We start from the raw sequence: 18142 nt of genomic DNA, 5'->3' as shown, positions 1-18142 counted from the left end.
GTTTCCTCAAAGCGCCGCGTGGTAGATGGCCAGAATCTCGGCCGGGCTGATGTCTCGCGGGTTGTTGTCGAGCAGGCGGCGAATGGCATGGGCCTCGCCCGCCATGATTTCGAGATCGTCCGCCGCCACCCCATGCTGAGATAGCCGCATGTCGATACCGAGCGCCTCGCACCATGTGCGGGCGGCGGCACCTATGGCGGCCTCGCCCTCGACCGACAGGCCGAGCGCGTCCAGGACGTGGGCCGTCTTGTCGACCACGGCGGGCGCATTGAAGGCCAGCACGTGCGGAAAGATAAGCGCGCAGGCGAGACCGTGCGGGATGTGATGGCGGGTGCCGAGCGGATAGGCGACGGCGTGCCCCGCCGTCGTATTGACCGGCCCCAGGCAGAAGCCACCATAGAGCGAGGCGAGGGACAGGCCGGCGCGGGCCTCGCGATCGCCGCCGTCGCGGACGGCCCGGCCGAGGAAGCGGCCGACCAGGCGAATGCCCTCGATGGCGTAGATGTCGATCAGCGGATGCGCCTTGCGGCTCGTATAGGCTTCGACACAATGCGCCAGCGCATCGACGCCGGTGGCCGCGGTGACGGCGGCCGGTACGGTGAGCGTGAGCAGCGGATCGACCACGGCCAGGTCGGCCAGCATGTGGCGGCTCTGGACCGCGAGCTTGTTCTGCGTCGCCGGGTCGGTGACGAGCGCGCGGGCGCCCGCTTCGCTGCCGGTGCCCGAGGTGGTCGGCACCTGGATCAGGGCGACCCGCCGGCCGTTTACTTTCTCCGGTCCCACGACATCGCGGATCGACTGGCCGCTGCCGGGCAGGACCGCCGCCAGCTTGGCGAGATCCATGGCACTGCCGCCGCCGAAGCCGATCACGACGTCGGGACGAACGCGCTCGGCCATGGCCAGCAGCGCCTCCAGGTTGGCGATGTCCGGCTCGGCGCGCACGCTGCCGAACACGGCCGGATCGCCGGGCAATGCCAACAGGTCGACGCGGCCTGCATTGAACGGATCGGCGACGACGAGCGGCCGCATGTAGCCTTGGACCCGGACGAAGGCGCCGACCTCGGCCACGAGGCCGGGGCCGAACTTGATCGCAGTCGGGCGCTCGATCCCGATCGGGGTCAGGAGCGCGCTCACGCTGCCGTCTCCGTGGTACCGGCGCCGGCAAGGCGCGAGGCATATTCTATCGCCTCGACCAGGCTTTGCTCGTTGGCGATGCCCTTGCCGGCGATGTCGAACGCGGTGCCATGGTCGACCGAGGTCCGGATGATCGGCAGGCCGAGGGTGATGTTCACGCCGGAGAGGTCGTTCCATTTGCCGGTGACCGGATCGACCTCGAAACCGAGCAGCTTGACGGGAATATGTCCCTGGTCGTGATAGTTCGCGATGACCGCGTCATACTGGCCGGCGCGCAGCTTCACGAACACCGTATCGCCGGGCACGGGGCCGACGACGTCCAGCCCGCGGGCGACGGCCTCGGCGATGATCGGCGTTGCGACGTCGATGTCGTGCCGGCCGAACAATCCGCCCTCGCCGGCATGCGGGTTGAGCGCCGCCAACGCGATGCGCGCTCGCCCGATGCCCAGCCGGAGGAGTGCCTCGTGGGTCAGTTCGATCACCCGGCGCAGCCGCTCCGGCGTCACGCGCTTCGGCACGTCCTCGAGCGCGATATGCGTCGTGAGATGGCTCACCCGCATGTTGCCGTGCGCGAGCATCATGCAGGAACCCTTCACGCCGGTGAGTTCCGCCAACATCTCGGTGTGGCCGGGGTAGTGGTAGCCGGCCTTGTTGAGCGCTTCCTTGTTGAGTGGCGCCGTGACGATGGCGCCGACCCGGCCGGACTGCGCCAGGCGGACGCCGCGCTCCACGGCGAGGAAGGCGAAGCGGCCGCCATCGGCGGACAATTGGCCGGGCAGGATCGGCTCGCCCTCTGGCCCGGCCTGCAGGGAAGCGAGCGCCGGCCAGACCGCATCCGTCTCCCCGACCTCGGGGATCTGCAGTTCGGGCGTGAACTGCGATCTCGCTTGTTCCAAGGCCTTGTTGTTGCCGATCACGAGCAACCGCAATTCGCCCGCCTCGATCTGCGGACGCAGCCGGGCGGCCGCCCGGACGATGATCTCGGGGCCGATTCCAGCGGGATCCCCCATGGTGATGGCGAGAGGGCGAGGCACAGGCATCAGGAAGTCCTTTCCGTTTCGGTGCCGGCCCTGCTGGGCAGGACTCCCAGCACCAGATCGCGAAGCAGGGTGGGGGAGCCGAAGGCGCCCGATTTGGAAATGACGGTGACGCCGTCCCACGGGCCGCCGCGCAGAATGGAGCGGGGCAAGCCGGGCACGAGGCGCCCTTGCAGTTCGAGGCCGTGGGCATCGAGCGCGAGGCACAGCCCACGCAGCGTCTCGCCGCCGGCGACGAACAACGTGCCCGGCGGCGGCATCTCCCGGACCAGCCGGCCGAACTCGCCCGCGATGCGCGTTGCCGCCTCGGCACGAGCAAGACCCGTGGGCAGATCGAGGCTGGCCAGCACCCGGCCCTTGGTCTGCAGCATCGACGTCAGCGCCGCTGCCTGAGCGGCCGCGCCGTCGGGCAATCGAACCCAGTCCGCACCGCAAGCGACCAGTTGCCCTGCGGTCACCGCCTGGTCGGAGCCGAACAGGCCGAGAAGCGGTTGCGGCAGCAGCCCGCTGGCTTCACCCGGTTTGGCATGGGCGAGTGCCTGGGCGAGGCCGCCGGTCCCGATCCACAAGATGGAACCGGGCACCGCACGGCCGAGTGCCGCCACATGCCGCAGGTCGGCATCGGTCTCCGCATCGAACACCGAAATGCCGGGTCGAAGCGGCTGGCCGATGCGCCCCCGGTGAACCGGAAGGCCTTCTGCCTCGAGGCGCGCCACGATGTCGCCGCCGCGGATCGGCGACCAGTTGCCGAAGGCGTCCCGTGCATGCTGCCAACCGCCCCGGGTCATCCGGCCCTGGTACGGGAAGGCCGGCGCCAGCACCGCCCGGTCCCACCCGCCAGCGCGGAAGCAGGCTGCCGCTTCCGCGAGAGTGGGGCCACGCAGCAGGCTGTCGATTTTCTTGTAGGCGAGCGTGGCATCGGACAGGGCGGCCGACATCTCGGCCACCACGGATACGGCGGCCTTGGCGTCGAGTTCCCGCGTGCCGCTGTCGAGTGCTGCATTGGCCGGCAGCGCCGCAGGCAGCGCATCGTGCCAGAAAGCAAGCAAGGGGCGATGTCCGGCCAGGCCGACGAGTTCGGCCGCGGTGTCGAGCGCCCCGGTCAGGTCGTCGGCGAGCAGGCGGATCGTCGCACTCATGCCGGGCCTAGCGCCTCGCGGCAACGCCGATCGCGCCGGCGGAGTACCGGACGGCATCGGTCAATTGCTGGGCCACGAACAGGATTTCCGGTTTCGCCAGGGCGACGAACGCGTCGAGATCCATGCGGCTCGCGTCGATCGTGAAGCTCACGCCCGCGATCGGCAGACCGGACGCGTCGAGCACCGGCGCCGCGATCGTGCGCAAGCCATAGGCGTTCTCCCCATCGGAAATGGCGTAGCCCCGGCTGCGCACCTGGCGCAGCCGGTCCAGCAGGTCGTCGAGCTTGGTGAGCGTCCGTTCGGACAGTTTCACCCGTTCGGCACTCTCGAGAATCTCGATTTGCCGCGCTTCGGGCAGGAAGGCGAGTTGAGCATGACCGAGCGCGGCACCGTAGGCTCGAATACGGCGGCCCGGTCGGCGGTCCACGTCATGGCGTCCGGCACCGTCGTCCACCCGTTCGAGATAGACGACGTCCGCGCCGTCGAGCACGCCCAGCGATCCCGCGTCCGCGACGGACGGTACGCGTTCGCGCAGCAGGGGCGCCGCATGCCCCTTCAGGTCCTGACAGGACAGCGCGAGAAAGCCGAGCTCGAGGCATTTGAGCCCAAGCCGGAAACGCTTGGTTCCTGGGACGGGGCAGATATAGCCGAGCGACACCAGGGTGTGGATGAGCCGAAAGGCCGTGCCGCGATCCAGCCCGCCGCGACCGGCGACGTCGGTGATCGTCAGCTCCGGCATCGTGGGCTCGAACGCGCGCAACACGGCAAAGATCTTCGCGGCCGACTGCACGAGGTTTTTCGCGTTCTCCACGTCCGCCATGGCGGCTCCTCCCGAGATGCACGGTCCGACATCATTTGATCGGATTCCGAACATTTGTTCGGATTATAAATACACCTTGGAACGACCGAATGTCAAATGACTTCGACAAAGCGACGGCTGGCGCCGCCGCGCCCGATGCGGTCAAGCGATCGCCTGGGCCTGATTCATGGGTTTGGGATGCCGGCGAGGACCGCTTCGAGGCCGCATCCCAGGTCCGTGGGCTCGAGGGACCAGAAGCAACGGGCCATCTCATCGCAGGGGCGCGAACGCGCCGGCGTGGCTGGCCGGCGAACATCCGCCCCTTTCCGGCGGCGACGCGCGTCCAGTATTCCATCGCAATTCTTCGAATAACTTTTATTCAGCATTGCAACTTGCGGATCTCGGTTCGTTGAAAAGCCACTGGTGACGTGAGATGCTGTTTCTCCATGTGATCATGCGTCCATCGTGGTGTGACGGGCCTTCGATCCATGGTCCGGCGTTGAATTGCGCTGCATCCGGGCAAGCGGACTCCCGCGATGCAATGGACGACTGAGAAATTGCCCGGCGCTATGGTTGCCTCATGCGAAAGGAACCGGCCAAGTGCTTCATTTCTTCGCCAATCTCAAGCTCATCCAGAAGCTGATAATTCCCGTGGCGATCTTCGTCGCCGTCGCCGTCGTGATTGCCTGGCAGGCCATCGGCGGTGTCGACAGGCTCGGGACCAGCCTCCAGTCTGTCATCGACGTGACCGCGCCCCGCGCGGTGACCGCTTTGCAGATCGCCACCGCCCTGAACGCCTCGGCGTCGGCCGAAAAGAACGTCATTCTGGAAACGCGCGAGGCGGAAGCGAAGGCGTTCGCGGACGAGTTCCGCAAGCAGATCGCGGTCGCCGCGGCCGGCACCGACAAGCTCGCCGCTCTGGCGGATACCGCCGAACGACGGCAGGCGGTCGAGAGCGTAAAACATGCCATTCAGACCTTCGCCGAAACCGGCGAAAAAAGTCTTCAACTCAGCCTCAAGGGGGATCGCGGCGCCTCTACCACCCTATCGTTCGGCGAGTTGCGGAAAGATCGCCTGGCCGCCGTGGCCCTTCTCGACGAGCGGATCGCCCGGAACATGGGCGACATGGATCAGGCCCGGCACGACGCGACCGCTCTCAGGAGCGACACCGCCCGTTCGCTGCTCCTCGTCGCCTCGATCGGCCTCTTCACGGCGCTGGCACTGCTCGGCGCCATCGTCGTCTACCTCGTGGTTCGGCCCCTTCAGGGTGTGACCGGCGCACTCAATCGGCTCGCCGGAGGCGATCTCGCCGTCGATGTCGTCGGCGGCGATCGCAAGGACGAGGTCGGCCTGCTGGCACGGGCCCTCAAGGCGTTCAAAGACAATCTCACCGAAATGCGCCGCCTCGAGGCTGAGCAGAAGGGGGAGCAGGACCAGAAGGAAAGGCGTCAGGCCGCCATCGAGCAGCATATCGCGGGGTTCGAGGTCGGCGTGCGCAACTCGCTCGATGCCCTCGCTTCGGCGGCGACCGAGATGCGGGCCACCTCGCAAAGCATGTCGGTGACCGCGGAAGAGGCAAGCGCGCAGGCGACCACCGTGGCCGCGGCCGCCGAGCAGGCGACGGCCAATGTGCAGACCGTCGCGTCGGCAACCGAGGAACTCTCCTCGTCGGTCAGCGAGATCGGGCGTCAGGTCACTCAGTCGACCAGGATTGCCGGGGCGGCGGTCGTAGAAGCAAACAATACCAACGCGAGCGTTCAGGGTCTGTCAGCCGCGGCCCAGAAGATCGGCGACGTGGTGAAGCTGATCAGCGACATCGCCAGCCAGACGAATCTCCTGGCGCTCAATGCGACGATCGAGGCGGCGCGCGCCGGTGAAATGGGCAAGGGCTTCGCGGTCGTCGCCACCGAGGTAAAGTCTCTCGCCGCGCAGACGGCGAAGGCGACCGAGGAGATTTCGGCTCAGATCAGCGCGATGCAGGGCGCCACAAACGAGGCAGTGCAAGCCATCAAGAGCATCGGCGGGACGATCGCCTCGATGAGCGAGATCGCGACCACGATCTCCGCCGCCGTCGAGGAACAGGGAGCCGCGACCCAGGAGATCGCGCGCAACGTACAAGAGGCGGCCGAGGGCACCGGTCAGGTGTCGTCCAACATTATCGGCGTCAACCAAGCGGCGGCCGAGACCGGCGCCGCCGCCAACCTGGTCCTGGTCTCGGCCGAGGATCTCGGCAAACAGGCGGAGACTCTGCGCCGGGACGTCGACAGCTTCCTCAACAAGATTCGCACGGCCTGAGAAGCAACACCGACGACCTGCAGATCGTGGCCGGCGACCGGGTCGCCACCCTTGGGGAAGACCTACACCGCATGGTCCGCCGCCGCCCGCGTAAATTCGATAGTAACGCGCACACCCCCCGGGGTCGAGCTACGTCTGAGTTATTCGCGTAATCATGAATTATACTTACGTTGGATGCCCCCGGAGGAAACCGGGCAACTTGCCTCCGCGCAAAGGATATCGACCTGTGGAAAGACCGCGCAGCGCCCGTACCTGACCCAAGGCGACGACCGCTATGGCAAGCACACCCATAAGCAGATAGGGCCCGAAGCGCTCCTAAGCCAAAGGTCGTTCAAAAAAATTGCCGACAACAGATTCCACCCCTTGAAGGCTGAAAAGTCGCTTCCTAAATTGCCGTCGTCGGATGCCCGAAGGGGTCCGACGGATGTTCACAGCAGCGGTATCCCGCTGGTTTCATGTTGCTCGCAGGAGGATGTGGATCATGAGTGTTCTCGACTTCGCCCCACTCTATCGCTCGGCCGTCGGTTTCGATCGTGTGTTGAATTTGTTGCAGGATTCTCTGCAATCGGCTCCGATCGACAATTACCCGCCGTACAATATCGAGAAGACCGGCGAGCAGGCCTATCGCATCACGTTGGCGGTAGCCGGCTTCGGTCTGGATGACATCACGATCACGGCCCGGCCCAACCAGTTGCTCGTCGCTGGCAAGCGTCAGCCCAGGGAAGGTGGCCAGTACCTGCATCAGGGTATCGCCAGCCGTGGCTTCGAGCGCCGTTTCGAACTCGCCGAGCACATCGAGGTGACTGGCGCGTCGTTGGAAAACGGCATCCTGGCGATCGAACTGAAGCGCGAAGTTCCCGAGGCGATGAAGCCCCGGACCATCCAGATCAACGGCGGCTCGTCGAAGCCGAAGCTGATCGACCAGGAAGCTGCGTAACGCAATCCTTCCGGCGGGTGTCGTCCGCGAGGCGGACGACACCCTGTCACCGCTCGGCTTTCGATAGCACTGGACCCAGCGCGGCCGCACACCAGGAGCCCGTTGCGGTTGCAGGCCGACGAAGTTCGCGGCGAGACGGCTTCGGACCCCCGACTTGCTGGAACCGTTCCAAATATGAGCGGTTGTTCCTTCACTCCATCGGCACGGACATTTCTTCGCTCAACGGCTGGATGCTCATCCAGCGCCGAAGGCGGCCGTCTTGCCGACTGGTCATTTCGCTCGCGTGAAGGAACGTAAAATGTTCATGCATAACAAGAAGTTGATGTACACGGTCCGGGTCGCGGAACCGAACCCCGTGCTGGCAAGCCTGATGCTCGAGCAGTTCGGCGGCCCGCAGGGCGAACTTGCCGCCGCCATGCGCTATTTCAGCCAGGCGCTGGCCGAGAGCGATCCGGGCCGCAAGGATCTGCTGCAGGATATTGCGACCGAGGAACTCAGCCATCTCGAAGTGATCGGCACCATCATCTGCATGCTTAACAAGGGCGTGAAAGGCAAGATGTCCGAAGGGATGGAGGAGATGGAGCTGCTGGCGGACATCACCGCCGGCGGGGAGAGCCACACGACGTCGCTGCTCTATGGCGGCGGCGCCGCGCTGATCAATTCGGCCGGCCAGGCCTGGAGCGGCAACTACGTCGACACGATCGGCGAACCCACGGCCGATCTACGCTCGAACATCGCGGCCGAATCACGGGCCAAGATCATCTACGAACGTTTGATCAACATCACCGCCGACCCGGGCATCAAGGATGCGCTGGGCTTCCTGATGACGCGCGAGATTGCGCACCAGAAGTCGTTCGAGAAGGCGCTCTATGCCATCGAGCCGAACTTTCCGCCGGGCAAGCTGCCGGGCGTGCCGGAATTCACCGACAAATATTACCACCTCTCGCGCGGCGACGGCGAGATGAACAAGGGCTCGTGGAACAGCGGCCCGCAGTGGGAGCATGTCGACGATCCGGAAAAGCAGGTCGCGGTCGACGGCGGGGACGGTCTTGCCAGCGTCAAGCTGGACCGGCAGTCCGAAAAGCTGGTCGCCGCAGCTGCTGTCCGAACGGCGTCCCATCCGGAGGCCGATCCGGTCACCGGCGCTGATCTCGGGGCAGGCCCCGGCAGCGGCACCATGACCAAGATCACCAAGAAATAGCGGCTTCGCCGGGGATGTTTTTGCCATCCCCGGCGGCCTTCCCTGCACGCGACGGCTCGCTGTCGCTCGAAACTTTTCGCCAGTTCGTGGGTTTCTGGCCGTCCCCGCCGCAGGCGGAGGCATCGACAACTCCTGCGGGGCGCGATCGGCACCCTGCTGACTCTGCCGGTCCTGTGGGGCTGCACTGGGTCGAGGACGACCGCAGGAACAGCGGGCGACTTTGGAGATCACGCTGGAACCGGACGAACCCTCGCTCCTTTCGATCGTGGAGCAGCTGTCGTTTCATTGAAATGGACGGCTCGAGCCGCCCCGCCCGTTTGATGGAGCGGGCCGTCGGACGCTGGAGCCGGATCGCTCATTCCGGTTCTGCCAAGGGCGACTCATCGTAGCGGTCCAGCAAGTCTGCCGGATCCGCATAGACCTCGATGCAGCCTGCTCTCTTCAATTCGTCTTCCGACCAGCCGCCGCAGGTCACGCCGATGGTCCGGAGGCCTGCCTTCCCCGCAGCTTCGGCATCGTATGGCGTGTCTCCTACGACATAGATCGCTGCGCGCGGAACGGCGCCAAGCCGCTGGATGGCCGCTTCGAAAATGTCCGGGTGCGGTTTGCTCTTGTCGGCATCGTCCGAAGAGGTTTCGGCATCGATCAAGTCTTCGATCCCGGCGATCTGCTTGTAGGTCTCAAGCTCGTCGCCCTTGGCCGACGACGCGAGAGCCACCTTCATTCCGTGCTCCAGCAACCGCTGGAACAGGCGGCGAACATCGGGAAACGCCATTACCTCCGGCAGGTAGCGCTCCTTGAAGATCGCGCTGCGGTGCTTCTCCAGACCCTCTCCCTGGCTCCCGATCTCCGCAGGGGACAGGAATACGGGGAGGAGCTGGTCACCGCCCTTGCCGATCTGGCCCCGAACCTCCTGGAATTCGACGGTGTGGCCGAAATCTCTGAACGCCTCTACCCAAGCACGGGCATGAAGATCGACGCTATCCAGAAGCGTGCCGTCGATGTCGAATATGACTGCCTTCGCCATGTTGCCTCCAAGAGGTGATTGCCCGGCGCCGCGGCCGGGCAATCACCTGCGGCGTCGTATCGCCTGCTAACGTTCGGGGCGAAGGACGACCTTGATGACGCCGTCCTCCTTGTTTCGGAACTTCTCATACATCGCGGGCGCGTCTTCCAGGCTGGCCGGATGGGTCACGACGAAGCTGGGGTCGATCTCACCCGCTTCGATCTTAGCCAGCAGGGGCTTGGTGTAAGCCTGGACATGGGTCTGACCGGTTTTTACCGTCAGGCCCTTGTTCATCAGGGCGCCGATCGGCAGCTTGTCGCCCATGCCGACATAGACGCCGGGAATGGAGACCGTGCCGCCCTTGCGGCAGGCCATGATCACCTGCCGCAGCACGTGAACCCGGTCGGTCGCCAGGAACGTCGCCGCCTTGACCTTGTCCATCACCGCATCCGCGGCACCGTGCCCCGCGGCTTCGCAACCGACGGCATCGATGCAGCTGTCCGGGCCACGGCCCTTGGTGCGGGACATCAGCTCGTCGTGCACATCGCTTTGCGAGAAGTCGATCGTTTCGGCACCGCCGGCGACCGCCATCGCCAAGCGCTCCGGCACCTCGTCGATCGCGATGACCCTTCCGGCGCCCAGCATCAACGCTGAACGGATGGCAAATTGGCCGACCGGGCCGCAGCCCCAGATCGCGACGGTGTCGCCGTCTTCGATCTGCGCGTTGACTGCGGCCATGTATCCGGTCGGGAAGATGTCCGACAGGAACAACGCCTGTTCGTCGGTCACGCTGTCCGGCACCTTGATCGGCCCCACGTCGGCCATGGGAACGCGCAAATACTCCGCTTGGCCCCCGCTGTAGCCGCCCAGCATATGGCTGAAGCCGAACAGACCCGCGGGTGATTGGCCCATGGCCTTGCGGGCCATTTCGGCGTTCGGGTTGGTCCGGTCGCAACAGGAGAACAAACCCTTCTGGCAGAACCAGCATTGGCCGCAGCTGATCGTAAAGGGTACGACGACGCGATCGCCGATCTTGAGATTGGTGACCTCGGACCCAAGCTCGATCACCTCGCCCATGTTCTCGTGGCCGAGGATGTCGCCGCTTTCCATGGTCGGCTGGTAACCGTCGTAGAGGTGCAGATCCGACCCGCAGATGGCGCACGCCGTAATCTTGATGATCGCGTCGCGGGGATGTTGGATCGTCGGATCAGGAACGGTATCGACGCGAACGTCACCCTTTCCATGCCAGCACAGTGCACGCATCGAAACGCCTCCCGTTGGTGTATGTCATCCGCAACATGCAGCCGGGAAGCAGGTTCCATGCGGGAGCTATCGACGGCCGGGAGCGGTCGAAGCCGCGCGCCTCGATGGCCTGGCGCTCAATCGCCCGGGAACCCAACGGGGACTCTCGACGATCTCCAACTATACCCGGCCGCCCCGGCACTTTTTCAGGTCCTCGACGGTGAGAAGTCTCGCAACCCGCCCCGGGCTGGATAGGACGATGACGAAAAGCTCCAATCACTTCGAAGCCGCTCACTCCAGCGAGGGCCGTTACCGGCTCCTCGTCGAGGCGATTACCGACTATGCGATCTACATGCTGGATCGCGACGGGCATGTAACCAGCTGGAACCCCGGCGCCAAGCGCTTCAAGGGCTACGAAGCCGATGAAATCATCGGCCATCATTTCTCGACCTTCTACACGGAGGCCGAGCGGGCGCAGAACGTCCCTGCCTCGGCGCTGCAGGAGGCCGCGCGGACCGGTCGGTTCGAGCGCGAGGGCTGGCGCGTGCGCAAGGACGGCACACAGTTCTGGGCCCATGTCGTCATCGACGCGATCCGCTCGCCCGAGGGCGACCTCGTCGGCTTCGCCAAGATCACCCGCGACTTGACGGAGCGGAAAGCCGCCGAGGCCAAATTACGGCAGAGCGAGGAGCAATTCCGGCTGCTCGTGCAAGGCGTGACCGATTACGCCATCTACATGCTGGATGTGAACGGTCACGTCGCGAGCTGGAACGCAGGCGCCCAGCGCATCAAAGGCTATGCGCCCGAGGAGATCATCGGGCGCCATTTCTCCAACTTCTACACCGAAGCGGATCGGGCCGCAGGCCTTCCGCGTACCGGCCTGGAGACCGCGACGCGGGACGGACGCTGGGAGCACGAGGGCCAAAGGCTACGCAAGGACGGTACTCCCTTCTGGGCGCACGTCGTGATCGACGCGATCCGGGACGACGACGGCAAGCTGCTCGGCTTTGCCAAGGTGACCCGGGACATCACCGAACGCCGGGAGGCCGAGGCCGCTCTCCAGCAGGCGCATGCGACGATGATCCGGTCGCAGAAGCTGGAGGCGATTGGACAGCTCACCGGCGGGGTCGCCCACGACTTCAACAACCTTTTGCAGGTGATCAGCGGAAACCTGCAACTGCTGGGCAGGGACCTCGCCGGCAATCCCCGCGCCGAGATGCGTGTCCAGAGCGCCCTGGCGGGCGTTGCGCGCGGAGCGAAACTGGCATCCCAGTTGCTCGCCTTTGCAAGGCGTCAGCCGCTGGAACCGAGGGTGGTGAACGTCGGCCGCGTCATCAAAGGCATGGACGAGTTGCTGCGTCGCGCCCTCGGTGGGGAGATCGAGGTCGAGACGGTGGTCGCCGGCGGGCTGTGGAACAGCCTCATCGATCCGGATCAGCTGGAGAATGCCATTCTGAACCTCGCGATCAACGCCCGGGACGCGATGAACGGCGAAGGCCGGCTGACGATCGAGGCCAGCAACGCCTTCCTCGACGACGAGTATGTCCGCCAGCATGACGATCTGGCGGCGGGACAGTATGTGATGATCGCGGTGACCGACACAGGGTCCGGCATTCCACCGGAAATCCTGGATCGGGTCTATGAGCCGTTCTTCACAACCAAGGCGGAAGACAAGGGCACGGGACTGGGCCTCGCCATGGTCTATGGCTTCCTCAAGCAATCCGGCGGACACGTCAAGATCTATAGCGAGGTCGGCGCCGGAACGACGGTGAAGCTGTATTTCCCGCGAGAGGCGGCGACCGAGGATGCTTTGGTCGGTCCTCCCTCCGGCGAGGCGAGGGGCGGAGAAGAGACCATCCTGGTGGTCGAGGATGACGACGAGGTTCGCGACGTCGCCATCACCATGCTGACGGAGCTTGGCTACCGCGTGGTCAAGGCGAGGGATGCCGCGGCCGCCCTTGTCATCGTCGACAGCGGCATACCGATAGACCTGATCTTCACCGATGTGATGATGCCTGGCGCGCTGCGCAGCCCGGAACTCGCGCGAAGAGCCAAGGAGCGGCTTCCCAATGTTGCGGTCCTCTTCACCTCCGGCTACACCCAAAATGCCATCGTGCACGGCGGACGGCTCGATCCTGGCGTGGAGCTGCTTGCCAAGCCCTATACACGCGACGCGCTGGCCCGGAAGATCCGGCACGTGCTGGCCAATCACGCTCAGAGGCGGGTCCTGGCCCGGGCGCCGCAGCAACAGACCCACCCCGACGCGCTCAAAGGCGCGACGGTCCTGCTGGTCGAAGATGACGAGCCCATCCGTGCCACGACGGCGGAAATGCTGAGCGAGGCTGGCTGCCAGGTAAAGGAGGCCCGCACGGCCGAGGAGGCTTTGAAGATCCTGGACGACGGTCTCGTGGACATCCTTCTCACCGACGTCGGGCTGCCCGGAGTCTCTGGCCTGCAACTCGCGAGGGACGCCCGCGCCGCCAGGCCCGACCTGTGCCTGGTTCTCGCGACGGGTGACAGTGGGGTCAGATCCGAGGCCGCACTCCTCGACGCGGTGCTCGTCGTGAAGCCTTACCGCCGAGACACTCTGCACCTGACTCTGGAAAATGCGCTGAAGGCGCAGAGGACCGCCCCTCCTCGAGAGCGTTGACGCTGCGATCGGTAACGCTGGACGTCAGCCCGATTAGAACACCAGTCTGGCGGCGGCGCGCATGGGCCGCCTTCCTCAGGCCGAGGTCAATTTTGATCCGGGCCAAATCATCCCGGCTCCGGACTTGGGCGATCGGTAGCCCGCCCCCGCGATCCGCCCGGGAACTCACGCGTCGGACGGTCGAACCGGCCGATCGGCCATCTGCGGGCTGTGGATGGCGAGCCGATCCGCCGCGACGGCCGCCTGCGTCCGGCTACCCACCTGGAGCTTTCGCAGAATCGTCGAGACATGAACCTTGACGGTCTGTTCGGCGATGCCGAGGTCGCCGGCGATCTGTTTGTTGAGACGGCCTTCCCGTACCAGCGCCAGGATGCGCATCTGCTGCGGGGACAGGGACGCGAACCGTCGGGCCCATTCGGCGTTGTCGTGACCGCCTCCGCCGCCATCGTTCGGATGCTCGGGTGCCCAGATTTCGCCGCCCAGCACGCCACGGATTGCATCGGCCATCCGCGCCATGGACAATGATTTGGGGATATATCCGGACGCCCCGAAATCGAGGGCTCGCCGGATGGTGCCCGGATCCTCGGTCGCGGAAAGGATGGCGACTGGCACCGTGGGATACAGCGACAGCATCTGGAACAGGCCGGCGAAGCCCTGGGAGTCCGGCATATGGAGATCGAGCAGCACGAGGTCGATATCCGCCCGATGGCGGGCGACCGTTGCCGTGACGTCGGCAAGGCACAAGCAAGGCAGGATCGCGGCGTCGGGGAAGCTCTGGGCGAGGACATGACCGAGCGCTTCCTGCACGAGCGGGTGGTCGTCGGCCACGATGATCTTCACGGCGCCCCTCCGACGTCCGATGGTTCGCCCAGCGCCACCGCGGCCAGGAAGCGCCGGAGCGACGCCGGGCGAACCGGCTTGCCCAGGATGTCGCAGCCGGCCGCCATCGCTGCCTGCCGGACCACCTCCGATCGATCCGCCGTCAGCAGCAGCGACGGGACCTGCCGTCCCCATTCCGATCGTAGCCGCGCGATCAGGCCAAGCCCATGTTCGGCCGTGCCCAGATGATAATCGGCCACAACGAGGTCGGGTATCGTGCCGGCCAGAGCCGCCGTGGCCTCCTTACCATCGCGGCCGGTCGTCACCCGGCAGCCCCAGGGCTCCATCAGCGCGCGCATGCCGAGCAGGATGGCCGGCTCGTTGTCGATGCACAGCACCCGCAGCCCGGCGACCATGTCCCGGACAGGCATGGTCGGCGCCGGAACGGGAAAGAGGGCCGCATCCTGGAGCGGCACCTCGACCGAGAAACAGGTCCCCCGGCCCATGACCGAGCGCAGGATGACGCGATGGCCCAGCAGCCGCGCGGCACGATCGACGATCGCGAGGCCGAGGCCGAGGCCCCGTTGCGCACCCGTGTCGGACGCCTGCAGGCGCCGGAATTCCTCGAACACGACGGCCTGGTCCTCCGGTGCGATGCCGGGCCCGGTATCGTAGACCGAGATGCGGACCCGGTCGGCATGGTGGCGGCAGCCCAGCAGCACGCCGCCCGTCCGGGTATAGCGGACGGCATTGGACAGGAGATTCTGGACGATCCGGCGCAGCAGGCGCGGATCGCTCCGCACGGTGAGGCCGGACGGCACGATGCGGAAGGTCAGGCCCCGTTCTCCGGCCAGGGCAGCGAACTCGACGCCCAGTTCGCCGAGGATTGGCCCGATCGCGAACGCGCGCTCGTCCGGCTTGATCGCGCCGGAGTCGAGGGACGAGATGTCGAGCAGATCGCCCAGCAGGAATTCCGTGGAGCGGAGCGATGCCAGCAGGTTGGCCGAAAGTTCCAGCTCCCGCTGGCGGTGCCCCTCCGGCACCGCGCCGGCCGCAGCGACGATATCCTCCCGAAGTGCCGAGGCGAACAGACGTGCCGCGTTCAGCGGTTGCAGCAGGTCGTGGCTCGCCGCCGCCAGGAAACGGGTCTTGGCGGCATTCGCCTGCTCCGCCTGGGCTTTCGCCTGCTGCAGATCCTCCGTGCGGGTCTTCACCCGCTGCTCCAGGCGTTCGTTCGCTTCCTTCAGGTCAGCCGCCGCCCGATGCCGCTCGGTCACGTCCGTGTAGGTCGAGACATAGCCGCCGCTGGGCATGCGGTTGTAGAGAACCTCGAGCACGGTACCGTCGGGGCGTTCCCGAACGTAGGTATAGGGCCATGCCAGCGCGTCTCGGTCGCGGTTGACGACCAGGGCGTTGAGGTCGTCGGCGCCATATTCGCCGCGCGACGTGTTGAACCGGATGATGTCGGCGAGCGGCGTGCCGACGCGGACGAGATCGCGCGGCAGGGCGAGCAGATCGAGGAAGCGCTGGTTCCAGGCGGCGACCGTGAACGCCGCATCCATCACGCAGATGCCTTGACCGACGCTCTCCAGCGCGCCTTCGAGCAGGCGGCGGCCAGAGCCGAGCGCTTCGGACGCCTCGCCCAGCATGGCCATGGCATCGCTGCGCGACAGCATGCGACCGTGCAGGGATCCGGCGATGATGACCCGCGCGGACGCGGCCCCGACCGCGCCGGACAACAGGGTCTCGGTGAAATCGACGGCATGCCGGTCGGCCAACCCGCTGCCGTCGATCGGCGGCCCGTCGGCCCGGCGCCGGGCGAGATAGGCCTCGAGCGCGGTCTCGCCCCGTTCGCGGCCGACATAGTGGACGGCCAGCGCCTGCAGGTCGGACAGCGCCGGCACCGCCCGCCAGGGACGGGCCGGCGACAGGCCCGGCTCGCCATGCACGACGAAGGCCCTGGCCTGGGATCGCTCGAGCGGGCTCTGTTCCTGCATGAGCGAGATGGCAATGAACACCAGGCAATTCGCCAGCAGGCTCCAGAAGGCGGCATGCGAGATCGGATCCTTCCAGTTCAGCCCGAACAGTGCCATGGGACGCAGCCAGCCGACGCCCCACGGCCCGGCTTTCAGCAACGTGTCGGAGATGAGCGCCCCATTGCCGACCGAGGGCAGCAGCAGCGTGTAGGCCCAGACCGCGAAACCGACGCCCAGACCGCTCAGGACCCCGGACCGCGTCGCCCGGCGCCAATAGAGCGCGCCCAGGAAGCCCGGCCCGAATTGCGCGACCGCGACGAAGGACATGAGGCCGATCAGCGTCAGCGGGTAGGCCCTGTCGGTCAGCCGATAGGTCAGATAGGCGAGCGCCAGCACCGCGATGACCGCCAGCCGGCGGACCCGCAGCAGCACGGGCGCGACACCGCCGACCCGGGTGTGCTGGCCGAATTGCGGCAGCCGCATGAGCAGCGGCATGACGACGTCGTTGCACACCATCGTCGAGAGGGCGACCGCCGACACGATCACCATCCCGGTCGCCGCCGACAAGCCGCCGAGGAAAGTGACGAGCCCCATTCGCGCGCTGCCGGCGTGGAGCGGCAGTGCAATCATGAAGCTGTCCGGGTTGATCGCATGGCTGCCGAAGGTCAACAGCCCGACGAGCGCCACCGGCAACATCACGACGCTGAGGCTGACGAGATAGGCTGGGTAGAGCCATCGTGCCGCCCGCACCTGGCCCGGTCCTTCGTTTTCGACCACGGCCACATGGAACGCCTGCGGCAGGCAGAGAAAGGCGAGCGCCGCGACGACGGTCTGCATGATCCAGGCCGGCCAGTCCAGCCCGGGACGGAGTAGCCCCGGCAGCCGCGGGTCCGCCGCCGCGCGGGCGAAGATGTCGCGGGGACCGTCGGCGATGCCGAACATGATGAAAAGCGCTACGGCCAGGAAGGCGGCGAGCTTGACCAGGCTCTCGAAGGCGATGGCCAGCATCAGGCCGCGATGCCGCTCGCTCGCTTCGACATGGCGCACGCCGAACAGAATGGCGAACAGCGCCATCGATATGGCGACGGCGAAGGCCGAGTCCTGCCAGAACGGCAGGTCCGGACGTCCGCTGCCTTCGACGGCACCGGTCAGCACGTCGTAGCTGACGGCGATCGCCTTCAGTTGCAGGGCGATGTAGGGCAACGTCGCCATCAGCGCGACCAGCGTGACGGTCGCCGCAACCAGCCCGCTCTTGCCGTAGCGCGCAGCGATGAAGTCCGACACGGAGGTCGCGTTCTGCGCCTTCGCCACCGCGATGGCGTCGGTCAGCACGCGGCGTCCCGGCCCGAGCACGAGGAGGGGTCCCAGGTAGATCGTCAGGAAATCCAGCCCGCCGGCGGCGGCACGGCCGACCGAACCGTAGAAACTCCACGAGGTATTGTAGATCGCGAGGGTGAGCGCGTAGATCAGGACGGCCGCGACTGTGTTCCGCCGCTGGCCGGCCTGGATCCGGTTCGTACGCCGATCCCCCCACCAGGCGATGGCAAACAGCATCGCCAGATAGAGCGCGGAGATGGCCAATACCCACCACGCCTGCACGATTCCTCCCTGAACGGTTCCTCGACCGCGATTGATGGCAGGCTGTCACACCGCCCCGGACCCGTCGAGGCCGAAGCCGCGTCGGGCGGCCCCGCTGGCGCCGTGCGGAACGGGGTCAGTCGCCCGCCGACGTCACGGAGCCGGCGGCGGGCGGGCTGGCCTTCCGGGTGTCAGGACGCCTTGGTCAGCAGATAGTCTTCGGGCTTGGTCTCATCGGTGCCGATGCCGACGCCGAGCATGCCGAACAGGACATGGGCGAGCGCACTGACGGCGAGGTTGAGCGCGCCGGCGAGCACGCCGATATAGAC

12 protein-coding genes are annotated in these 18142 nt (G+C 66.3%); 4 read left to right on the top strand and 8 right to left on the bottom strand.

Annotated features, from left to right (window positions below; translation table 11 throughout):
- Positions 1–6 precede the first annotated feature (6 nt).
- The 4 genes from VGV37_RS22590 to VGV37_RS22575 are packed head-to-tail and all read right to left on the bottom strand — an operon-like array spanning position 7 to position 4130.
- Positions 7–1134, bottom strand: a complete 1128-nt coding sequence (locus VGV37_RS22590) for an iron-containing alcohol dehydrogenase (RefSeq protein WP_326882028.1) — start codon at positions 1132–1134, stop codon at positions 7–9.
- Complete coding sequence (gene pdxA / locus VGV37_RS22585) at positions 1131–2174, bottom strand: 4-hydroxythreonine-4-phosphate dehydrogenase PdxA (protein WP_326882027.1); 1044 nt, start codon at positions 2172–2174, stop codon at positions 1131–1133. The genes VGV37_RS22590 and pdxA overlap by 4 nt, the downstream gene beginning before the upstream one ends.
- On the bottom strand, positions 2174–3310 hold the full coding sequence (locus VGV37_RS22580) for a four-carbon acid sugar kinase family protein (protein WP_326882026.1): 1137 nt from the start codon (positions 3308–3310) through the stop codon (positions 2174–2176). The genes pdxA and VGV37_RS22580 overlap by 1 nt, the downstream gene beginning before the upstream one ends.
- A gap of 7 nt (positions 3311–3317) precedes the next feature.
- The gene (locus tag VGV37_RS22575) at positions 3318–4130 is read right to left on the bottom strand and encodes an IclR family transcriptional regulator (protein ID WP_326882025.1); all 813 of its coding nucleotides are present in this window, start codon (positions 4128–4130) and stop codon (positions 3318–3320) included.
- 579 nt (positions 4131–4709) lie between these two features.
- Between VGV37_RS22575 and VGV37_RS22570 the strand changes: the two genes are divergently transcribed.
- The 3 genes from VGV37_RS22570 (at position 4710) to VGV37_RS22560 (ending at position 8542) form a co-directional block, all read left to right on the top strand.
- Positions 4710–6404 carry a methyl-accepting chemotaxis protein gene (locus VGV37_RS22570; RefSeq protein WP_326882024.1) on the top strand — a complete coding sequence of 565 codons (1695 nt, stop codon included), beginning with the start codon at positions 4710–4712 and terminating at the stop codon, positions 6402–6404.
- A gap of 424 nt (positions 6405–6828) precedes the next feature.
- Positions 6829–7341, top strand: coding sequence for an Hsp20 family protein (locus VGV37_RS22565; protein ID WP_414638071.1), 513 nt, complete (start codon positions 6829–6831; stop codon positions 7339–7341).
- Between the two features lie 298 nt (positions 7342–7639).
- Entirely contained in the window at positions 7640–8542 is a 903-nt protein-coding gene (locus VGV37_RS22560; protein ID WP_326882023.1) for a manganese catalase family protein, read from the top strand.
- Positions 8543–8897: 355 nt separating this feature from the next.
- Here VGV37_RS22560 and VGV37_RS22555 read toward each other — a convergent pair whose 3' ends face one another.
- Together VGV37_RS22555 and VGV37_RS22550 are read right to left on the bottom strand one after the other, a co-directional pair.
- On the bottom strand, positions 8898–9569 hold the full coding sequence (locus VGV37_RS22555; RefSeq protein ID WP_326882022.1) for an HAD family hydrolase: 672 nt from the start codon (positions 9567–9569) through the stop codon (positions 8898–8900).
- Between the two features lie 66 nt (positions 9570–9635).
- Positions 9636–10811 carry a zinc-dependent alcohol dehydrogenase gene (locus tag VGV37_RS22550; RefSeq protein ID WP_326882021.1) on the bottom strand — a complete coding sequence of 392 codons (1176 nt, stop codon included), beginning with the start codon at positions 10809–10811 and terminating at the stop codon, positions 9636–9638.
- A gap of 238 nt (positions 10812–11049) precedes the next feature.
- Here VGV37_RS22550 and VGV37_RS22545 point away from each other — a divergent pair, with 238 nt between their 5' ends.
- Positions 11050–13440: a PAS domain S-box protein gene (locus tag VGV37_RS22545; RefSeq protein ID WP_326882020.1), complete on the top strand. Its 2391-nt coding sequence runs from the start codon at positions 11050–11052 to the stop codon at positions 13438–13440.
- Between the two features lie 165 nt (positions 13441–13605).
- Here VGV37_RS22545 and VGV37_RS22540 read toward each other — a convergent pair whose 3' ends face one another.
- Positions 13606–14280 carry a response regulator transcription factor gene (locus tag VGV37_RS22540; RefSeq protein ID WP_326882019.1) on the bottom strand — a complete coding sequence of 225 codons (675 nt, stop codon included), beginning with the start codon at positions 14278–14280 and terminating at the stop codon, positions 13606–13608.
- The gene (locus VGV37_RS22535; RefSeq protein ID WP_326882018.1) at positions 14277–17834 is read right to left on the bottom strand and encodes a NahK/ErcS family hybrid sensor histidine kinase/response regulator; all 3558 of its coding nucleotides are present in this window, start codon (positions 17832–17834) and stop codon (positions 14277–14279) included. The genes VGV37_RS22540 and VGV37_RS22535 overlap by 4 nt, the downstream gene beginning before the upstream one ends.
- Between the last annotated feature and the right edge of the window lie 308 nt (positions 17835–18142).

The organism is Aliidongia sp. (assembly GCF_035943795.1).
Taxonomy (GTDB): domain Bacteria; phylum Pseudomonadota; class Alphaproteobacteria; order ATCC43930; family CGMCC-115725; genus Aliidongia.
Note: the sequence above shows the minus strand (reverse complement) of the source record. Positions and strands in the feature narration are given on the sequence as shown.

Coding starts and splice junctions, on each gene's coding strand:
- pdxA (WP_326882027.1), bottom strand. CDS start 2,174: ATGCCTGTGCCTCGCCCTCTCGCCATCACCATGGGGGATCCCGCTGGA.
- VGV37_RS22580 (WP_326882026.1), bottom strand. CDS start 3,310: ATGAGTGCGACGATCCGCCTGCTCGCCGACGACCTGACCGGGGCGCTC.
- VGV37_RS22575 (WP_326882025.1), bottom strand. CDS start 4,130: ATGGCGGACGTGGAGAACGCGAAAAACCTCGTGCAGTCGGCCGCGAAG.
- VGV37_RS22565 (WP_414638071.1), top strand. CDS start 6,829: ATGTTCACAGCAGCGGTATCCCGCTGGTTTCATGTTGCTCGCAGGAGG.
- VGV37_RS22560 (WP_326882023.1), top strand. CDS start 7,640: ATGTTCATGCATAACAAGAAGTTGATGTACACGGTCCGGGTCGCGGAA.
- VGV37_RS22555 (WP_326882022.1), bottom strand. CDS start 9,569: ATGGCGAAGGCAGTCATATTCGACATCGACGGCACGCTTCTGGATAGC.
- VGV37_RS22550 (WP_326882021.1), bottom strand. CDS start 10,811: ATGCGTGCACTGTGCTGGCATGGAAAGGGTGACGTTCGCGTCGATACC.
- VGV37_RS22545 (WP_326882020.1), top strand. CDS start 11,050: ATGACGAAAAGCTCCAATCACTTCGAAGCCGCTCACTCCAGCGAGGGC.